The sequence below is a fragment of the Solwaraspora sp. WMMA2059 genome, from assembly GCF_027497315.1.
Taxonomy (GTDB): domain Bacteria; phylum Actinomycetota; class Actinomycetes; order Mycobacteriales; family Micromonosporaceae; genus Micromonospora_E.
This window is the reverse complement of the sequence record NZ_CP114908.1, coordinates 3,928,486-3,947,926: the sequence shown is the minus strand read 5'-3', so window position 1 is coordinate 3,947,926 and position 19,441 is coordinate 3,928,486. Positions and strand designations below refer to the sequence as shown.

Below are 19,441 nucleotides of genomic sequence, written 5' to 3'. Positions count from 1 at the left end.
TGGGCACGGCAGGCGCCGCACCCACCCGCCCGGCCGCGCGGCGATCCCTCACACGGCGATGTCGCGGCGGGTGAAGCGCCAGGTGCCGGCGGCGACGCAGACCACAGCGAAGCCGGCGAGCAGCAGTACGCCGCCGACCTGCACCCCGTTCACCAGCGGGTCGCCGGCGAGGTACCAGTGGAACGGAGAAATGTCGCGGGCCCACGCCAGCGCCTCGACCTGGGGCAGGACGGCGTTGGCGAGGTAGCCGAGCACGGCGACCGCCGCGCCGACGCCGAGCGCCGTCGCCCGGCTGCCGGTAGCGGCCCCCACGCCGTACGCCAGGGCGGCGAACGCGGTGCCGAACAGCACCAGATGCAGGGTCATCGCGGCCAGCGCACCGACCCCGACGGCGGTGAACTCGGCCGGACCACGGATCGCCACCAGAGCCAGCCACAGCAGCGCCCCGGTGAGGACCAGTCCGACCACCAGCGCGGCGAACCGCTGCAGCGCGGCCCGCGCCCGGCTGACCGGGTGGGCGAGCAGCAGGTCCAGCGAGCCGGCCTCCTCGTCACCGGCGATCGTCCGGGCCCCGGCGGCGATCCCGAACACCGCAACGAGCAGGGGGATGAGCAGCCCGTAGACGGCGCTGCCGAGATAGCCGGCAGGGCTGGTGACGTCGTCGAAGTTGAGTGCCTCCAGCATCCCTTCCGGATACGCGGCCAGCGCATCCGCCATCTCCGGTGTCTGCATGGTCGGCCAGAGCGCGGCGTACATGGTGCCGACCGCTGCGATCGACACCGCCCAGCCCAGCATGGACCGGCGGTTGTCGCGCAGCGCCTTGGTGAACGGGTTACGCAGCAACACCGTCGGTCTCCGTCCGCTCGTAGTAGGTGAAGAAGAGGTCCTCCAGGTCGGGCTCCTCGGCCAGGAAGCTGACGACGGTGTGCCGGCTCGCCGCCTTGATCAGCGGATCGGCCCGCCCGTCGAGCCGGCAACTGAGCCGGGCGCCGTTCACGGTGACGTCGCTGAGCCCGGGAACGGTCGTGAACTCGTCGGCCGGCACCGCAGCGTCGAAGACGATCTCGATCCGGCGTACCGCCCGTTCCCGCAGCTCCTCTACCCGTTCGACGGTGACCAACCGGCCGTCGCGGATGATGCCGACCCGGTCGGCGGTCTGCTGCACCTCGCTCATCACGTGCGAGGACATGAAGACGGTCTGCCCGGCGGCCTTCGCCTCGCGGACCATCGCGACGAACTCCTGCTGCAGGAAGGGGTCCAGGCCGCTGGTCGGTTCGTCGAGGATGAGCAGCTCGGGGGAGTGCATGAAGGCCTGCACGACCCCGACCTTCTGCCGGTTGCCCTTGGACAGCCCTTTGATCCGCCGGCCGAGGTCGAGGTCGAGCCGGTCGGCCAGCTCGGTGATCCGCGCCTTCGGCACACCGCCGCGTAAGTTGCCCAGGTAGGTGAGGAGTTCGTGGCCGGTCTGCCGGCCGTCCACGATGAAGTCGCCGGCCAGGTAACCGATCCGTCGGCGGAGCGGAATGCCGTCGGCGCGCGGGTCGAGCCCCAGCACCCGGACGGTGCCGCTGGTCGGCCGGATCAGATCCAGCAGCAGCCGGATGGTGGTGGACTTGCCGGCCCCGTTGGGGCCGAGGAACCCGTACACCTCGGCGGTCTCGACCTGAAGGTCAAGGCCGGTGAGGCCGCGGTTGCGGCCGTACGTCTTGATCAACTGCTCGGTACGGATGGCCGGGTCAGCCATCGGACCTCGCCTCCTCGGTTTGAGTTTGACGACGCTCCACCTCGAAGCGTTCGACGATCAACGTCTGTGGCGATCCACGTCTGTGACGATCAACGTGTGTTGCGAACGTTCAGAACGTACTGAACCTTATGCTATCGGCCGCCCGCAAGTGACCCCGCTGGCGGCGCGGCTGCGCTGCCGTCCAGGCCGCGCCTGGCGGCGCGGCTGCGCTGCCGTTTCCCGGGCTGCCGCGTAGCATCGCGACCATGACCTCCCCGGCCACCAGCGGCGCTGCAGTCTGCCCCGACCCGGCCCAGCGGCGGCCCGCTCGCCGCCCGGTGGCCGCGCCTGGCGGGCGTCGGTAATGCTGTCCGACGTGACCACCCCGCAGGACCTCGACGAACGGTTCCGCACCGCGGTCGCCGCGATGGACACCGCACCGGACCGACGGGCCCCCGAACAACCGGTACGCGACGGCACTCTGCTCACCGGGCAGTCCGCGCTGGCGCTGTTCGACGCCCAACTCACCAGCCGCCATCTCGACCTGGCCAAACGCTGGCTGCGCAGCTTCGGAGAAGGTTTCTACACACTCGGCTCGTCCGGCCATGAGGGCAACGCGGCGCTCGCCGCCGCCGTCCGGGTGACCGACCCGGCGCTACTGCATTACCGGTCCGGTGGCTTCTACTGCGCCCGGCTCGCCCAGGCCGGCCTCGCCGCCGGCCACGAGCCCGGCGTCGAGCCGGGCCTTCGCTCCGGCGTGGCCGACTCCGACGCCGGCGACCCCGGCACCGACCCGGTCACCGACGCCGCTCGGGACGTGCTGCGCGGTGCCGTTGCCTCCGCCGCCGACCCGACCACCGGTGGCCGGGGCAAGGTGTTCGGCAACACCGCGATCAACATCGTGCCCACCTCCGGCACCGTCGGCGGGCACCTGCCCCGGGCGGTCGGGACCGCGCTCGGCATCGACCGGATGCGCCGGATGGTGCCGACCGTCCGGCAACGTCAACCAGGGCTGGCCCGGTCCGCCGCAGTCGGCCGGCCGTACCTGGAACCCCGGCTGCCCTGGCCGGACGACGCCATCGTGGTCTGCAGCTTCGGCGACGCGGCAGTCAACCACGCCGCTGCTGCGTCGGCATTCAACACCGCCGGCTGGGCCGACCACGCGGGGCTGTCCACGCCGGTGCTGTTCGTCTGCGAGGACAACGGACTGGGCGGCAGCGTACGGTCGCCGGACGGCTGGGTCGCCGAGACGCTGCGCTCCCGACCAGGGCTGCGGTACTTCGCCGCCGACGGGTGCGACCTAGCGGCCACCTACGACGTCGCTGCCGAGGCTGCCGCCTGGGTCCGCGAGCACCGCCGGCCGGCGGTGCTGCACCTGTCCACCGTCCGGCTGATGGGGCACAGCGGCGCCGACGTCGAATCGGCGTACCGGTCGGCCGAGGAGATCGACCGCGACGTCGCCCGCGACCCACTGGTAGGCACCGCGCGGCTGCTGGTCGCCGCCGGCCTGGCCAGCCCCGACGAGATCATTTCCCGGTACGACGAAGTCGGCTGGCAGGTGCGCAAGGTCGCCGAGGAGGTCATCGGGGAGGCCAAGCTCGACACCGCCGGACAGGTCGTGGCCACTCTCGCACCGCGCCGGCCGATCCGGGTCGCCCGGGTGGTCGCCGACACCGGTGCCCGCGCGGCCGGAGCCGCGGCCACCACCCGCGCCACCACCCTCGGCACCCGGCTGCCGGAGGAACGCGGGCCGATGACCCTGGCCCAGACGATCACCGCGGCGCTCGCCGACGGTCTGCTGTCGTACCCGGCGATGGCCGTGTTCGGTGCCGACGTCGCCGCCAAGGGCGGCGTGCACGGCGTCACCGCCGGGCTGCAGGACCGGTTCGGCGACCATCGCGTCTTTGACACCACCGGCGACGGCACCACAGTCCTCGGCATCGGACTCGGTGCCGGCCTCGCCGGTCAGCTGCCGGTGCCGGAGATCCAGTATCTGAGCCACCTGCACAGCGCCGAGGACCAGCTGCGCGGCGAGGCCGCCGTGCTGCAGTTCCTCTCCCGGGGCGGCTACCGTAACCCGATGGTGCTGCGCGTGCCCGGTCTCGCCTATCAGGAGAGCCTCAGCGGGCACCTCTACAACGACAACTCGTTGGCGGTGCTGCGGGACGTACCCGGCCTGGTGCTGGCCGTGCCGGCCAGGGCCGACGATGCCGCCGGGCTGCTGAGATCCTGCCTGGCCAGCGCGGCGGTCGACGGCAGTGTGTGCGTCTTCGTGGAGCCCGTCGCCCTCTACGACACCAGTGACCTGCACGTGCCGGACGACGGACTGTGGCTGGCGCCGTACACCCCGCCAGGGGAGTGGGGCGCCCGGCACATCCCGGTCGGCCGGGCCCGCAGCTACTCCGTCGGCAGCGGCGAGGACCTGACGGTGATCACGTTCGGCAACGGCGTACGGATGTCGTTGCGGGTCGCGGCCCGGCTGGCTGCCGAAGGAGCCGGCTGCCGGGTCGTCGACCTGCGCTGGCTCGCGCCGCTGCCGGTGGCCGACATCATCCGCGAGGCGACGGCCACCGGTCGGGTGCTGGTGGTCGACGAGACCCGCCGCTCCGGCGGGGTCGGTGAGGGAGTGCTGGCAGCGCTGGTCGAAGCCGGATACGTCGGAGCCGCTGCCCGGATAGCGGCATTGGACACCTACGTCCCACTCGGCCCGGCCGCCAACCAGGTGCTGGTCGGCGAAGATGCCATCACCCAGGGTGCCCGAGCGCTGCTGGCACGGTAAATTCCGGTGAACTCGGTGCGCCACTTGCGCCGGGCGGCACAACTGTGTGAACTACCCGCTATCGGTGTCCGACGGATACCGGCAGCTCAAGACGAGGAGGCAAGTAACAGTGAGCGCGACCGCTGGTCAGGCCGCCGACGGCGTACGGAGCCTGGCGGACCGGTTCGGCATCGAGCCGGGCATGGTGGTCATGGAGATGGGTTACGACGACGACGTCGACCAGGATCTCCGCGACGCCCTGACCGACCGCTGCGGCGAGTTGGTCGACGAGGACACCGACGAGGTCGTCGACGCGGTGCTGCTGTGGTACCGCGACGGTGACGGAGACCTGTTCGAGCTGCTCGTCGACTCGCTCGGCCCGCTGGCCGACAACGGGGTGGTGTGGCTGCTGACGCCCAAGGCCGGGCGTGACGGCCACGTCGAGCCGAGTGACATCAGCGAGTCCGCGCCCAGCGCCGGACTGCAACAGACTTCCATGGTCAACGCCGGCAAGGACTGGAGTGCCGCCCGGCTGGTGCTGCGCCGTGGGGCCAAGGCCAAGAAGTGAGTGAAGGAGCGCACATGCCCGTCGAGGTCGGCACGCCGGCACCGGAGTTCACCCTCAAGGACCAGAACAACCAGGAGGTGCGGCTGACCGACTTCCGGGGTCGGCAGGCGGTCCTGCTGATCTTCTACCCGCTCGCGTTCACCGGCACCTGCCAGGGCGAGCTGCAGGAGGTGCGGGACAACATCGACGCCTACGTCAACGACGACGTGCAGACGCTCACCGTCAGCGTGGACTCCGTCTACACCCACAAGATCTGGGCGGAGCAGGAAGGCTTCCAGTTCCCGCTGCTCGCCGACTTCTGGCCGCACGGCGCGGTCGCCCAGGCGTACGGGGTGTTCAACGACTCCGCCGGGATCGCCAACCGGGGCACGTTCGTGATCGACAAGACCGGTGTGGTCCGCTTCGCCGAAATGAACGGGCCCGGCCAGGCCCGCGACCAGGCCGTGTGGCGCAAGGCGCTGGCCGACCTGGCCGACTGACCCGCGTCACGGACAACTGACCAGCCTCCGGGCCGTTTGACCAGCGTCCGACCCTGCGGGGCCCGCTACCGTCCAGCGGGCCCTGCGGGCCGGGTGATCCGCTCGCCGGCCGTACGGGTCGCCGGCCGCCGGGAACTCGGTCGCGCCGCGCTGGAGAAGGCAGGGTAAACTGGCCGCCGCCGGGCCGGCGATTCTTGTGATGCCCGGGCGCGTAGCTCAGTGGGAGAGCACTCGCCTTACAAGCGAGGGGTCGCAGGTTCGAAACCTGCCGCGCCCACACTCTGACCAGCACGCGAGACAGGGCACCGGATGTCCGGTGCCCTGTCTCGTCTCAGTTTCAGTCTCAGTTAGTCGTCCGTCGTCTCAGTCGGCTCCCAGAGCAGCCCGGCCACCTGGTCGGCGATGCCGGACACCACGCCCGGTGCCAGATGTTGATAGCGGGTCGTCATCGCCATCTGAGACCAGCCCATCACCTCCATGACCGCGCGGGTCGGTACGCCGAGGACCAACAGGATCGTTGCGGCGGTGTGCCGTGCGTCGTGTAACCGGGCGTCCCGTACGTTCGCCTCCCTCAGCAGCGCCTTCCACGATTCGTGATCCGCTCGCGGGTCGATCGGCCTGCCGTTCGGCTGGGCGAATACCCAGCCGCCTTCCTGCCAGAGCTGCGCGGCCACCTCACGTTCCTTCTCCTGCATCGCCTTGTGCTGCCTGAGCGCATCCAACAACGGCCGGGGAATGCCGACCGCCCGGCGTCCGGCACGCGACTTGACGTCGACCTCCTTCAACCCGCCACCGTGGCGTTTCGGGCAACTGCTGGCGTGGCGCGTGCAACCGGCCGGGCAGGGCGGCGGGCAGGGCTGCTTGTGTCGTCGGCAGTCCGGCGGGCACGGGTCGACCTTGTGTCGTAGTTGCCCACAGGCGTGCGGGTCGTCGCATCCGTGCTGCCACTTGTGCCGCTGAAGCTGACGCGGGGTACGAAGCAGTCCCCGGTCAAGGTCGATCCGTCGCCACTTCAAGCCGAGCGCTTCCCCTTTACGGAGTCCGAGCGCCAGGGCCAGGGCGAAGCGGACCCCGTTGCGCCGGTTCGCGGCGGCGGTCAGGATTCGCTGCGCTTCCTTGACGGTGAACGGCTCGATTTCCTGCTCATCCAGGCGGGGTGCCTTGGCGAGCTGGGCGACGTTGCGCGCGACGTGACCGCGCCGTAGGGCGACGTTCAGCGCGGTCTTGACCGTCCGGTGCGCCTGGTGTGCCGTGCCCGGTGCGCTGCCGGTGCGGATCATCTTCGCGTACAGCTTCTCCAGGTGCTCCGGCTCCAGGCGGTTAAGGCGGTGCGCGCCGATGCCAGGGATCAGATGCTTGTACACAGCGGCTCGGTAACCGACCATCGTCGTTTCCCGCACGGACGGCGCGGCGATCGTCTCCACCCAGTGGGTCAGCCACTTCTCTACCGTCCAGCGTTGGCCGGTCTTGCGGACGGTGCCGTTGTCGCGTTCCCGTTCCAGCGCCCGAACCTTGCGGGTGACCTCGGCTTCGGTCTTCGCGGAGACGTGGCGGCGGTCGGGGCGACCGTTGTCCTTGACGCCGACGGTGACCCGGCCGTGCCAGTAGCCGTCGGTGCCCTTGTAGATGCTGGATGCGCCGTTGGGCTTACGTCCCATGGTGTCCCCTCTCAGGCGGCCTGGTCGGTCGGCTGGTCGCCGAGCAGGGCGGTCACGTAGTCGTCGAGGCAGCGGACGGGGACGCGGCGAAGTCGGCCGATGGTGACGGACCGGATCTCGCCGTTCATCACGAGGGCGTACATGGTGGTTCGGCCGACGCCGAGTCGTTGGGCGGCTTCTTCGATGGTGAGGACCATGCGATCTGCGCTGTTCACGCTTCTCCCCGGTGATGCTTGGTGGCGGTTCGTGTCGAGGGTTCGGCCCGGTGCGGGCCGGTGGCGGTGGTGTCTCGGCTGTGCCGGTGCGGCAGGGCTGCTGGCCGGTCCGGCGGGAGTGTGTGGCCGTGGACAGAACTGACAGAACTGACAGAACCTCGGTCAGCGGGGGGTTGTGTCAGTTCTGTCCGGGGCATCAGGCGGTCCGCCGGACGGCGTCCGGCAGGGCGTGGACGGTGGCGGCGGGTTGCCCGTGCACGTCGGGGTGGACCAGGAAGGACGGCGACGGCGGTCGGCCACCACCGGCCCGCGTGCGCGGTGCGTCGACGCGGCGGATGTAGCCGTGGGTTTCGAGCAGGGACAGGGCGGGGTCGAGGTCGGCGACGGTGGGCAGTTGGCTGCTGCGGACCGCGCGGAACAGCTCCCGTTTCGTGAAGGCGGTCGTGGTGGTGCGTTCGATCCAGGTGAGGACGTGGCGGGCGTGGCGGCTGGTCCGGTCGGCTCCCATGTCGTCGAACGCGGCCAGGGCGTGCGCGGCGTAGTAGTCGCCGAGCAGGGCGGCCCGGTCGATGGTGTCGGCCTGGACGGGTTTTCCCCATCCGTCGCGTAGGTGTTCGGCGAGGTGGATCAGTCCAGCGATCCGCACGACCGCACCCGTGTACTTGCTGCCCCAGTCGATCAGGTGTGACCATGCGCCACCGGGAGCCAGCCGGGGTTCCACGGCCCGTTCGATGTCGAGTACCCGCGCGTTGGCGTCGGGGGTGAGTGGCAACACGGCCGGGTCGGTCCACTCAGCGAGGGACATCACGAGCGTGGCGAGGTTGGCTGCGTAGGTGGTGGCGACCGGTTCGGGTACGGGGTCGGCTCCGATCCGGCGTCGTCCGACGGTGTTCTCCGGCAGGCTGAACAGGATGCGCGCCAGCAGCCCCTTGCCGCGGAATCCGGGCATGTCTGCGATGTCGCGTAGGACGTCGGGTTGCACGGCCAGACCGAGTGTCAGCGCGGGATGTTCGACGTGTTCCGGGGCACGGGACCGGCGGTTGACGCGCAGCATGTCCCCGGCGTGGCCTTTGAGGAAGACTTCCAGGTTGGGGGTTCCGGAGTAGCGGCCGGCGATGGTGGCGAAGATGCCGCCTTCCGGGGACAGCACGGCCAGGCGTCCGCCCTGTTCGGCGAGCAGGGATGCGGCTTCCTCGCTGGTGACGTCGTCCGCGACGAGTTGCGGTAGGGCGGGGATGGTGATGGTGTCGGCGTTCATCGCGGCGGCGGTCGCCTCAGCGAGCAGGGTGTCACGCCCGGACGCGTCCGCGTTCGCGGCGGCGATCGCGGTCCGCTCAGCCGTCTTCCCGGCCACCCGTGCGGCCAACTCTGCTTCGACGATGGCCGGTCGGGTCCGCTCCACCAACGCCTTCTCAGCGGCCAACAGAGGGCCGGTGATCGCCGAGAACACCGCCGACTTGCGGGAACCCGGCGGCAACACGACGACGGTGAACAGGTTGACCGGTTCCCGCCACGACCCGCGTACCTCCACCTCGGCGCGGCCACCGGCAGCTGTCGACAGTGCGGCCAGGGCGATGCAGCCGGGCAGGTCGACCGGGGTCTGTGTGAACTCGGCGACCCCGTAGACCATGTCGGCGACCCAGGCGGGCAGCATCTCGGCGGGGAACGCGGGCAGGTGGCGGCGGTCGCCGAGCGGAATCAGCGGTGCCCACCCGCCTGTGTCGGCCTGGTCGAGCAGCGCACGACCGGTCCCCACCACGTCGGCGACATCGGCACCGGACGCGGCGAGGCTGGTCAGCCGCTCTCCGAGGTCGACGACCCGGCGGCGGGCGGCATGGTCGGCCACGATCCGCGCGTAGTGTCCCGCGTTCGCGGCGGCGGGAACGCCCTGCATGAGCGTGTGCAGGTAGGGGGCACCACCGACCTTGCCCAACTCGCCCGACTCGGCAAGGTAGGCCGTGAGGGTGATGGGGTCGGTGGCTTGACCCGTGGCGTGCACGGCGGTCAACGCCTGCCAGATGATCCCGTGGGCCGGTCGGTGGAAATCGTCCGGGCCGAGCAGGGCGATCAGGTCGGCCATGACCGGCGGGGCGACCAGCGCCGCGCCGATCACGGCCCGTTCCGCGTTGTGGTCGTGGGTGGACTGTCGACTCATACGGCGTTCCTCCTTCGTCGTCGATCGGTGGTTAGGCAGCGGGACGGTGGTGGCGCGGCCGGGGATACCGGGCGCGGCCAGCGCGGGTGATCAGGTCGTCCAGGTCGGCGAGCAGGACCGCCAGCTGTCGGCGGGCGGCGGGGTCGGCGTCGGCCAGGGCGACCCGTACGCGTATCTCGGCCTGGTCGTGTCCGTCGCCGGTGCGGATGCGGGTGAGGACCGCGCGGGCGTGGCCGGGCAGGTCGACGACCATGGACGGGGAGCGGTGTCCGTCGTGTCCGCAGCGGTGGTCACGGGCGCACCAGTCGGTGTGTTCCCCGTGCGGGTGCCGGCGGCGGTTCATCGGTGGGTGCCGTTGCGGTGTTCGCGGCGGATCTCGTTCCACACGTGCCGGCCGATGCGGATACGGCGTCCTGTGCCGTCGCAGCGGTAGCAGAGGCGGAACGCCTTGCCGTACGGGGCGCGGCGTTTCCCGGTGCCGTGGCAGCGTCGGCAGGGGCCGAACGGCCAGATAGCGCAGGTGACCAGGTAACCGAACGTGACAATGGTGGCGAGGGGGCTGAGCAGGCTAGCGAGGGCGGTCAGGGACTCCACGGGGTGCCTCCACGGGCGGTTTTCGGGCGTGCGGGGGTAGGGGCGCTAGGCGGCTAGCGTCCTGGCAGGGGTTTGTTTCGAGGGCTAGCGGTGCCGCTAGGTCTAGCGGGTGGTGCCGATAGACCTAGCGGCCCGTGAGCGGCTATCCCGCCTTACGGCGTTGGTCACGCTTGGTTACGGCGGTGGTGATGTCGTCGCGGAGGATGCCCTTACGGTTGGCGCGTTCCCCGGTGACCGGATCGGTGCCCCACACCTGCCGGCCGACCGTGACCCCGTACGGCTTGAGCGCCGGGGCGAGGTTCCCGGTCTCCCATCCGCCGTAGACGTCGGGGCGGAGTTCGGCGAGTCGGGCGACGACGGTCTCTGACCACACCTTCGCCTCACCCTTGGGGACGACGGTGAGGATGTCGTCCAACAGGGTGTCTCCCGTCCGGGCGACGGCTTCGGGTGCGTCGCCGATGGCGTGGCCGGTCAACGTACCGGCCCGCTCCCGCAACCCGCGTGCCCGGTCGATGACCTTCTCGACGTCGGCCATCTCGGCGAGGTTCGTCCGCACGGTCACGGCCTCGTCGACCGATCCGGAGTCGTCCGCACCGAGCAGAATGCCCACGCCCTTGTGACCACGCTGGAACCGCGACGAGTCATACCCGGCCGTGTACGACCCGGCACCCAACACCGCTTCCGAGGACTGCCACGTCATCGTCTTCAGAGCGAAGCGGGTACCGATGTTGTCGCGCAGGTCAGTCGGGACCGCTTTGCCGTCCGGCTTCTGCGTGGCGAGCAGAATCATGATGCCGACCGACGGGCCGACCTTGCACAGCTCGGTCAGCAGCGACACGATCTCATCGCCGTGCACGGGGTGGGCGGAGTAGCGCTGAAACTCGTCCACCGCCACCAGCACCGGCCACAACTTCAGTGACCGCTTCTCGGCAATCTGTCGGCTGACCTTGGATTCGGGGCACAGGTCGGCGGGCAGGGTGGCGATGGTGTCGTAGCGGCGGTTCATGTCGGCGACCAGGCCGCGTAGGTCGTCGACCAGCGCTTGAACCGTCTCGTCGCGGACGCCGTAACCGGTGCGGTGGGCGATCCGTTCGAACGGTCGCCAGTCCTGCCCGCCCTTGCCGTCGTAGATGTGCAGCTCAACGATCGGATCCAGAGCAGCGGCCAGGACGGGCAGGCGTGCGGCGAACGTCTTGCCCATACGCGGGATCGCACCGACCAGCAGGGACGTGAACATGAGCAGCAGCGGCACCGGGCGTCCCCGCTGGTCCTGCCCGAACGGGAACGGCGCGAAGATGTCCACACCACCCTTCGCGATGAGCGGCCACGCGCCGGACCCCTTCGCGTACGGGTCCTCATCGGCGACCCACAACGCCAGCCGGCGGGCGGAACCGGCGGTGCCGCGTACCCGCTCCGGCCACACCTGCACCTCATCCAGGTCGAGGCCGGCGGCCAACTGGTCCCGCTTCTTGATCGCCTTGTCGGCGTTCGTCCAGTACGGCAGGTCGATCACGGCCCGCCAACCGGGTCCGTCGCGCATGATCGGGGCGGGGAAGGTGATCAGGTCGTCCGGCTTGCACAACCCGGCCGCGAGGAACGCGCGGGTGACCACGTCGGCGGACAGCTTCCGCACACGCGGACTGACAGCGGCCACGTCCAACAACGGCTTGTCCTTCGGCGTACCCGCCACACCGAACAGGGCCACGACACCGGCGAGGATCGCCCACCGCTGCCACGACCCAGCAAGCGCCATCAACGTGAGCACGGTCGGCACGCCGAGCAGCAGGATCGCGGTCAGGACCAGGCCGCGCCATCGGACCCGTACGTCACGCTGCCGCGACAGCTTCAAGTACAGTTCGGCGTTTTCCTGCCGGACCACGGCCAGGCGCACGGGGATACCCTCGGCGTCGGTCACCCACCGGACCGTGTGACCCACGAGTCGGGCCACACCGAACGGTGCCCGCCACGCCAACCGTGCGGCGTACTTCGGCGACCGGGACAGGTGATACATGCTGACGTGCGTGTAGTGCCCTGCCGTCCACCGGACGGCGTTGGCCAACTCGGTCCGGGAGCGCAGCCAGCCGGGGATGATCGGCCGACGCTCCGCACCCACCACAGCGGCCAGCCGGGACCGGCCACCGTGCGGGGTAGCGGGTGGGTTGACCGGGACCGGGGCGTCGTCGTCGCGGTCGTCGCTCTCGTCGTCGATGTCGACCGCGAACGACCCGGCCGGGTTGGTCTTGCGGCGGCGGGCGGTCAGGTCGACCACATCCGCACTGCCGTCGGTGGTGAGGTCGGCTTCCGCTGCCTGCCAGTCGTAACCGTCGTCAGGGGTGGGCATGGGGGTTGCCTCCAACAGAAGAACCAGGGGGAACGTGCGAGGTTGAGGGGTCGGTGGCGCGGCCGGCGGGCGGTGTGCCGTCCGGCCACGCCACCGGCACACGAGGCGGTCAGGCCGGACCGGGGTCGATGCCGGTCGCGTCGGCGGGGCAGGTCGGTAGGTGGTTGACCAGCGCGGCCAGGGCGGGAGCCATACCGTCGACCTGCCGGTAGAGGGTGCAGCCCTGGCAGCGGACGAACAGCCGGCCGCGCCCGTCACGCTCCACCCACGCCTTCGCGCCGGCCGGGGTGTGCTGGATACGCGACACGATTTCCGTGGACGGCAACTCGTCCGGTGACGACGTGGATGCCACGATGAGAGTCCTTCCCGAAGCGATTTGCTGAGGGTCGAGGGGCCGGCGGCACAGCACTGGTTTCCAGGCCGTAGGGCTGTGCCGCCGGGCAGAATCAGGGCTCCCGCTGCTGGCGGTCGGTGTGCAGCAGGTGAGCCAGAGCGGCGCCCATACCGAGCACAGCCACCGGCAGACAGGCGACAACGGTCGTGATCCACCACGGGGCGGCGGTGATCCCGGCGGACTCCATCAGGTGATACGCCACCTGCCCGGCCGCGCCCAGAACCAGCGACCCGATCGCCGACCAGGCCGCGAACCTGCGTGCCCGTGGCGGGACCCCGTCGGGTGCGAGCCACGCCCGCAGCGCGTAGGCGGCATACGCTTCGACGCCGATCGGCAACGTGATCGCCGTGTTCACCGCCAAGGTGTCCCAGATGCCCGGTAGCGGGTGCACCACACCGAACCCGGTCAGCTCACCCAACCCAACCCAGCCGGACCAGATCGCCACGAACGCGGGAGCGGCCAGCAACAGCAGCACCCACGACCGCACCGGCGACCGACCCGCCCGACGGCCAGCGGGAGTGATCTTCGTGTCCGGGTGTCCGTCCACCCCCACCGGCGACAACGGTCGTGCGGTGTCCTCGGCGACCGGCGACGGCAGGTCCGCCCCGGACCCGGCCGACGACTCGTCAGACGGGGCGGTCGGCACCGGGTCCGCCGACACATCCGCCGACACCGGCGACGGGTCGACCGGGGCCGGTGCGTCGGCCTCGGCGGGCCGCTCGGTGGTGGTGTCGCGGACCAGGTGCAACCCCCGGTGCCCACCGGCGGACTCGACCTGACCCCCGTCCTGGTCCTGCTGTTCCTGGTTCAGGGCTTCCCGCAGGGCGGTCGCCTTCGGCGAACCCACCCGCAGTTCCCGCATCAGCAGGTTCCGCGACGGAACCTCGCCCAGGCGGACGGCGATCGCACGGGCGGCCGGCAACAGCTCCCGCACCGGGCGGGGGTACATGCTCGCGGGAGTCGTCATCAGGCCACTGAGGTGCCCCGAGGATTCCGGACAGGGAGCCAATAAGGTTACCCTGTAAGGAAAGTCGAGGGAAGAAGCGCGATGGCACGCATAAGCTCATACACCCCAGAGTTCCGTGAAGAAGCAGTGCAACTCGTTCTACAGTCGAACAAGCCAGTGTCGCAGGTTGCCCGGGAGATCGACGTTCACCCGGAGACGCTCCGTTCCTGGGTCCGCCAGTACCGGCGGGAAAACAGCGGCGCCCAGGACAGCCCACCGATCGGCGTCGACGAGCGCGCTCGACTGAAGGAACTCGAACGTCGCAACCGGGAACTCGAAATGGAGAACAGCTTCCTGAAAAAAGCCGCGGCGTACTTCGCGAAGGACCCTCGGTAACGAGCTTGTACGAGTTCATCGAGACGATGCGACTCGACACCGCGAAGTACGCCTACCCCGTCGACTTCATGTGCGAACAACTCGGCGTGTCCAGGTCCGGATACTACGAATGGCGAACCCGCCCCGACTCCGCGACCGCCACCCGCCGCGCCCACCTTCGATCGGCCATCGAGGAGGTGTTCGCCGCGTCCGACGGCACCTACGGGCATCGACGTGTCCACGCGCAACTGCGGCGCCAGGGCGTGTCCGCCGGGCCGGAACTCGTCCGCCAGCTGATGCGCGAGCTCGGGCTCGTGCCGTGCCAGCCCCGCCCGAGGCGGTGGGGTCTCACCCAGTCGTCGTCCGGCACGGTGCCTGACCTCGTCGGCCGGGAGTTCACCGCCGACGCGCCTGGCGAGAAGCTCGTCGGCGACATCACGTACATCCCGACCGGCGAGGGGTGGCTGTATCTGGCGACCGTCATCGACTGCTGCACGAAGGAAGTCATCGGATACGCGATGGACGACCACTACCAGACGTCGTTGATATCCCGCGCCATCCGTAACGCCGCCCGGAATCGCGAACTCAGGAAGAACGCCATCTTTCATTCGGACCGGGGCAGCAACTACATGTCGGACGACTACGGCAGAACGCTTCGGGATCTGAGGTTGCGGCGATCTGCTGGCCGGACCGGAATTTGTTTCGACAATGCGATGGCGGAATCGTTTTTCGGTGCGCTGAAGAACGAACGCGTGTCGCGTGTGAAGTATCCCACTCGTGAGGCGGCACGCCGGGACGTTACTGCCTACATCGAATTCTGGTACAATCGTCAGCGTCTGCATTCAGCGGTGGGCTACCGACCTCCCCGGGAAGTCCACGCAGAGTTCGAGAACCTTCAAATCGCGGCGTGAAAGAACCGGCCGAACCACTGTCCGGAAAACGCGAGGCCCCTCACCCCTTTGGCTCTGCCGCACCTGCGCCCACCCCTGGCCATGCGGACAAGCCCGAATCGACCTCATCAACCAATTCAGCAACAACCCAGCAGCACTACCCACCTACATGGGCGTCATGCTCCACCTCGCCACCCGAGACATCACCAAACTCAACCCCAACGCCATCACCGACCCCGAAGACCTCAACCAACGCTTCGTCCGCTGGACCCACCCCTAAAGCCAGCAGCATCCGAACGTTCCGAGACGGACCGGTCAACCGGGACCAGCTTCGACGGTTCACCGAACCACGTCACGGCCCCAAGCAAGGGCGACAAAAACCGGTCAATTCCACGGAGGGCATCGTGCTCGGGAAATTGTTCCAACGTCCACACCTGGCAATCGACGTCGTGCACCCCGCACAGAAACGCGACCACCCCAACACCGAAAGCCCACCGGCCAACCCACAAGCAGCCAACTGGAACGAGCAGACCGAACAGCGAGGCGGCAACACGGACCGCCAACCGCTGCCGTGACAACGACCAAGCAAGGCCAGGATGAGACGCAGATACCGATCGGCCGCCGAGTAGCCCAATGGCGAATGCGACGCCGAATGACACAACAAGAGGCTTATTCAGCAGGGTCCAGTAACCCACAGTGGACCCCCCGATGAATGAGACGGCCCGCCCTCCCATAGGATGGAGTTTCCACACAACAACCAAAGAAAAGCGGACCGCCGAGCATGTATCATACCACCGGCTTCACGACCGATCAGATTCGCGACCTCTGCGTGCTGGTCCGCGCCGAATGCCGGAACCTGGGCATGGAACCGTGGCCCCCGGTCCTCGGCCTCTACCGTGCCCTCGTGGTCGCGTTGACCTACATGCGTCGTAACCGTGTCCAAGCGGAGATCGCCGAGGCGCACGGCGTCTCCCAGTCGACGATCTCACGGGCGGTCACCGCCATCACCCCGGTCCTCGACCGCGTGCTGGCGGGGTTCGTGCCGACCGCCGACGAGCTCGACCCGACCGCCCAGTACATCGTCGACGGCACTCTGTTCCCCTGCTGGTCATGGCGCACGGACCGCTGTCTGTACTCCGGCAAGCACAAGACCACGGGCATGAGCGTCCAGGTCGCCTGTACCCTCGACGGCGCGCTCGCCTGGGTCTCCGATCCCGTCACCGGCAACCACCACGACTCGTACGCGATCAACGACACCGGTGTTCTCGTCAGCCTGAATCCCGGAGACTGGATCGGCGACAAGGGCTACGTCGGCAACGGCATGATCACTCCGTACAAGAAGCCCAAGGGCGGCGAGCTCACAGAGTGGCAGAAGGAATACAACAGGCAGGTCAACAAGATCCGCTGGGTCGTCGAACAGGTCATCGCAAACCTGAAGACCTGGAGAATCCTGCACACCGACTACCGCAGACCGCTCGCGACCTTCACGGAAACGATCTCCTGTGTCATCGGGCTGCACTTCTACAGGATCGCCTGTGAATAGACCTCCAAGTCTTCGCCGACCGCATCGGCAAGTCAAAAAGCTGGGTCGAAAAGGTAGAGCGAGGCGTACGGAAACTGGACAGGTTCTCAGTCATCCAGCACATCGCCGACGTACTACGCATCAACCCGGCAGAACTATTCGGAGCCGACAGCCTACCGGCGGTTGCCGACGAGGTAGGCAGGATTGAGGGGGTCCGCGCAGCCCTAACCCGCTACGACGTGTTCGATGCCTGGACGGGTGTCGAAAGGACTTTAGGACCGGGAGAGTTCGCGCGGCAGGTATCACACGCGTGGCTGACGTTCCAGCACGCGAACTATCCGCAGCTACTGCGGACGCTACCAAACTTGCTCGACCTGGCACGACCATCAAGTGCCAGGCATCAAGCAAGCGATGCAAACCTCATAGTGCAGGTGTACCGAATCGCTGCATCGGTCCTGCTAAAGGTCGACGAACCGAACCTGGCCCTGCTGGCAGCCGACCGAGCGGTCACAGCGGCCGGCGGCAATCCGCTGTCAGCGGCAACCGCAGCGATCTCGCTAGCTCAGACCCTACGAGCACTGGGCCGGTACCGACTCGCAATGGCAACGAGCATCGCGGCCGCACACCGCACCACGCTCACCGCATCCGATGAAGCTCCACCGGAACGGCTATCGGTGTACGGTGCGCTGCTTATCCAAGCCGCCCTGGCCGCTTCCCGATGCGGTGACACGGGCAGCGTTAGCGAATTGATCCAGCAAGCACGCGAGATCGCCACTCGGTTCAGCGACGGGGCGGACCATCGACAGACCTGCTTTGGCCCTACGGCCGTCGAACTCGCGCAGGTTCTAGCGACCGCAGACCTCGGGGACGTCCCTGGCGCAATCAGGCTGCACGAGGCTGTCATACGACGGGATGGATGGCAGCGATTGGCCGCCGAGCACAGGGCCGCATTCCTACTAGGCATCGCACGGACCTACCTGCAGGCCGGCAACATGCTCGCGGCCGGACACATCCTGAAAGAGGCGCACCGGGCCGCGCCCGCCGAGATCCTGTACGCGCCATCCGCCCGCGCATTAGTTGCCGACGTGGCCCGCTCCGGATCACAGTCCTCTGGCGTGAGCCGTCTAGCAACGGCGCTCGGGCTGACACGATAGATCGTAAACATTCAGGTGGTGCGCGAAGAGTGACGGTCAGCGCGGGTTGAGTGACGGGGTTCGACCGGCTCGACGCCGTTCTGTCCGTTGTGGTTTGATCTTGGCGTGTCGGTGTCGGAGGATCTGTCTCGTGAAGAGTTGATCTCGCTGGCACGGACGCAGGACGCTCGGATTGCTGAGCAGGACGCGCAGATCGCGGAGTTGACGGCGGCGTACGAGGCGCTCGCGGTGCGGCTGGCGCGGGTCGAGCATCTGTTGTCGCGGAACTCGTCGAACTCGTCGTCTCCGCCGTCGAAGGATGATGATCCGGGGCGTACGCCACCTGCGGCGAGGAAGAAGCGGGACACCCCGGCGGGTACGCGGGGTAGGCAGCGGGGTGCGCCGGGGTCGAGCCTGGCCTGGTCGGATGCTCCTGATCAGCGGCGGGACCGGTTCCCCGAGGGTAGTTGCGGGTGCGGCGCGGAGTTGGTGGACGCGCGGGATCTGGGTGTGGTGGACCGGTATCAGCAGGTCGAGGTTCCGTTGATGACCGCGACGCTGACCCAGTACGACCAGCATGCGGTGCGGTGTGGGTGCGGGAAGCTGCACACCGCGGCCCGGCCGGAAGGCGCGGGGGCCGGTCCGGTGGGGTACGGCCCGAACCTGCAGGCGTGGGCGGTCTATCTGATGGTCGTGCATTTCATCCCGGTGCAGCGGTGTGTACAGATGCTTCGGTCGCTGACCGGTGCGACACCGTCGCCGGGGTTCGTGCACGGCGTGCTGACCCGGGTCGCGGCGCTGACCAGCGAGGTCGACAAACGGATCCGCATGTTGATCACCCTGGCGTACGCGGTGTGCTGTGACGAGACGCCGCTGCGGGTCGGGCCAAAGAAGCCGAGGCCGGGCCGGAAGAAGGCCGAGAAGTACCTGCTCGTGGCGTGTACCGAGTTGTGGACTCACTACCAGGTCGGTGACCGGGACCTGGCCACGTTCACGGCGTTCGTGGTCAAGGACCTGACCGGCTCGGTGGTCGTGCACGACCGGTACCGGAACTACGACTCGGCCGAGTTGGGCACGCTGGTCCACCAACTGTGTTGCGCTCACCTGTTACGTGATCTTGACGGTGCGGCCGAGGTGTACCCCGACGCGGTCTGGCCGAAGCAGATCTCCGACGCGCTGCGCGCGCTGATCCACGAGACGAACACGGCCCGTGAGCAGAACCGGCCGGGCATCGACCCCACAGTGAAGGCCGAGTTGCTGTACCGGCTGCACCACGGCGTGCTGGTCGGACTGTCCGACACCAGCACCATCGGCAACCGGCCGGGTGAGCGTAAAGCCCGCCTGCTGTTGGAAGTCTTCCGGGACCGACGTGCCGACGTGCTGCGCTTCGTTGACGACCTGTTGGTGCCGCCGACGTCGAACCAGGCCGAACGGGACCTGCGACCGGCGAAGATCCAGCAGAAGATCTCCGGGCGGCTCACCAGCGAGCAACGCACCAAGGATCGGTACAAGATCCTCGGCTACGTCTCCAGCGCGGCGAAGAACGGCCTCGACAAAATGGCCGTCCTGCGCGACGCCATCCTCGGACGACCCTGGATGCCGAACCTACCCGCACCCACCTGACCCCCACCCCACCCAGGTCAACATCAGCCGGCGGCCACCAACCAACCGGCCATCACGCTATGCCACC

General features: G+C 68.8%; 17 protein-coding genes and 1 tRNA gene. 8 read left to right on the top strand and 10 right to left on the bottom strand.

Going from position 1 to position 19,441, the window contains the following annotated elements; genetic code table 11:
• Positions 1 to 48: 48 nt before the first annotated feature.
• Positions 49 to 846: an ABC transporter permease subunit gene (locus O7553_RS17975; RefSeq protein ID WP_281550890.1), complete on the bottom strand. Its 798-nt coding sequence runs from the start codon at positions 844 to 846 to the stop codon at positions 49 to 51.
• Positions 833 to 1,744, bottom strand: coding sequence for an ABC transporter ATP-binding protein (locus tag O7553_RS17970; protein ID WP_281550889.1), 912 nt, complete (start codon positions 1,742 to 1,744; stop codon positions 833 to 835). Before O7553_RS17970 ends, O7553_RS17975 begins: the two co-directional genes overlap by 14 nt.
• A gap of 343 nt (positions 1,745 to 2,087) precedes the next feature.
• Here O7553_RS17970 and O7553_RS17965 point away from each other — a divergent pair, with 343 nt between their 5' ends.
• From O7553_RS17965 to O7553_RS17950, 4 genes are all read left to right on the top strand, one after another.
• Positions 2,088 to 4,502: a transketolase C-terminal domain-containing protein gene (locus O7553_RS17965; protein WP_281550888.1), complete on the top strand. Its 2,415-nt coding sequence runs from the start codon at positions 2,088 to 2,090 to the stop codon at positions 4,500 to 4,502.
• A 109-nt stretch (positions 4,503 to 4,611) separates the two neighbouring features.
• The gene (locus O7553_RS17960) at positions 4,612 to 5,049 is read left to right on the top strand and encodes a DUF3052 domain-containing protein (protein WP_123602854.1); all 438 of its coding nucleotides are present in this window, start codon (positions 4,612 to 4,614) and stop codon (positions 5,047 to 5,049) included.
• Between the two features lie 14 nt (positions 5,050 to 5,063).
• A complete protein-coding gene (locus O7553_RS17955; protein WP_281550887.1) occupies positions 5,064 to 5,528 on the top strand; it encodes a peroxiredoxin in 465 nt (154 codons plus the stop codon).
• A 205-nt stretch (positions 5,529 to 5,733) separates the two neighbouring features.
• Positions 5,734 to 5,805, top strand: a tRNA-Val gene (locus O7553_RS17950).
• A gap of 70 nt (positions 5,806 to 5,875) precedes the next feature.
• On the opposite strand, the gene O7553_RS17945 is transcribed toward O7553_RS17950, so the two are convergent.
• The 8 genes from O7553_RS17945 to O7553_RS17910 all read right to left on the bottom strand — a co-directional run bounded on the left by O7553_RS17945 (position 5,876) and on the right by O7553_RS17910 (position 13,852).
• Entirely contained in the window at positions 5,876 to 7,186 is a 1,311-nt protein-coding gene (locus O7553_RS17945; protein ID WP_281550886.1) for a site-specific integrase, read from the bottom strand.
• Positions 7,187 to 7,197: 11 nt separating this feature from the next.
• On the bottom strand, positions 7,198 to 7,401 hold the full coding sequence (locus tag O7553_RS17940; RefSeq protein WP_281550885.1) for a helix-turn-helix domain-containing protein: 204 nt from the start codon (positions 7,399 to 7,401) through the stop codon (positions 7,198 to 7,200).
• A gap of 196 nt (positions 7,402 to 7,597) precedes the next feature.
• Positions 7,598 to 9,556 carry a DUF3987 domain-containing protein gene (locus O7553_RS17935; protein ID WP_281550884.1) on the bottom strand — a complete coding sequence of 653 codons (1,959 nt, stop codon included), beginning with the start codon at positions 9,554 to 9,556 and terminating at the stop codon, positions 7,598 to 7,600.
• Positions 9,557 to 9,587: 31 nt separating this feature from the next.
• On the bottom strand, positions 9,588 to 9,899 hold the full coding sequence (locus tag O7553_RS17930; RefSeq protein WP_281550883.1) for a hypothetical protein: 312 nt from the start codon (positions 9,897 to 9,899) through the stop codon (positions 9,588 to 9,590).
• Positions 9,896 to 10,150 carry a hypothetical protein gene (locus tag O7553_RS17925; RefSeq protein WP_348650022.1) on the bottom strand — a complete coding sequence of 85 codons (255 nt, stop codon included), beginning with the start codon at positions 10,148 to 10,150 and terminating at the stop codon, positions 9,896 to 9,898. The genes O7553_RS17930 and O7553_RS17925 overlap by 4 nt, the downstream gene beginning before the upstream one ends.
• Before the next feature lie 142 nt (positions 10,151 to 10,292).
• Positions 10,293 to 12,491: a cell division protein FtsK gene (locus tag O7553_RS17920; RefSeq protein WP_281550882.1), complete on the bottom strand. Its 2,199-nt coding sequence runs from the start codon at positions 12,489 to 12,491 to the stop codon at positions 10,293 to 10,295.
• 109 nt (positions 12,492 to 12,600) lie between these two features.
• Complete coding sequence (locus O7553_RS17915; protein WP_281550881.1) at positions 12,601 to 12,843, bottom strand: hypothetical protein; 243 nt, start codon at positions 12,841 to 12,843, stop codon at positions 12,601 to 12,603.
• 94 nt (positions 12,844 to 12,937) lie between these two features.
• Positions 12,938 to 13,852, bottom strand: coding sequence for an ABC transporter permease (locus O7553_RS17910; RefSeq protein WP_281550880.1), 915 nt, complete (start codon positions 13,850 to 13,852; stop codon positions 12,938 to 12,940).
• Between the two features lie 81 nt (positions 13,853 to 13,933).
• Between O7553_RS17910 and O7553_RS17905 the strand changes: the two genes are divergently transcribed.
• The 4 genes from O7553_RS17905 to O7553_RS17890 all read left to right on the top strand — a co-directional run bounded on the left by O7553_RS17905 (position 13,934) and on the right by O7553_RS17890 (position 19,374).
• A protein-coding gene (locus tag O7553_RS17905) for an IS3 family transposase (protein ID WP_281550879.1) occupies positions 13,934 to 15,117 on the top strand; the annotation gives its coding sequence in 2 pieces (ribosomal slippage) (positions 13,934 to 14,201 and positions 14,201 to 15,117; 1,185 coding nt in all).
• An 883-nt stretch (positions 15,118 to 16,000) separates the two neighbouring features.
• Positions 16,001 to 16,639, top strand: a complete 639-nt coding sequence (locus O7553_RS17900; protein ID WP_281550878.1) for a transposase family protein — start codon at positions 16,001 to 16,003, stop codon at positions 16,637 to 16,639.
• Between the two features lie 344 nt (positions 16,640 to 16,983).
• On the top strand, positions 16,984 to 17,772 hold the full coding sequence (locus O7553_RS17895; RefSeq protein ID WP_281550877.1) for a hypothetical protein: 789 nt from the start codon (positions 16,984 to 16,986) through the stop codon (positions 17,770 to 17,772).
• A 105-nt stretch (positions 17,773 to 17,877) separates the two neighbouring features.
• On the top strand, positions 17,878 to 19,374 hold the full coding sequence (locus tag O7553_RS17890) for an IS66 family transposase (protein WP_281550677.1): 1,497 nt from the start codon (positions 17,878 to 17,880) through the stop codon (positions 19,372 to 19,374).
• Positions 19,375 to 19,441: the final 67 nt, after the last annotated feature.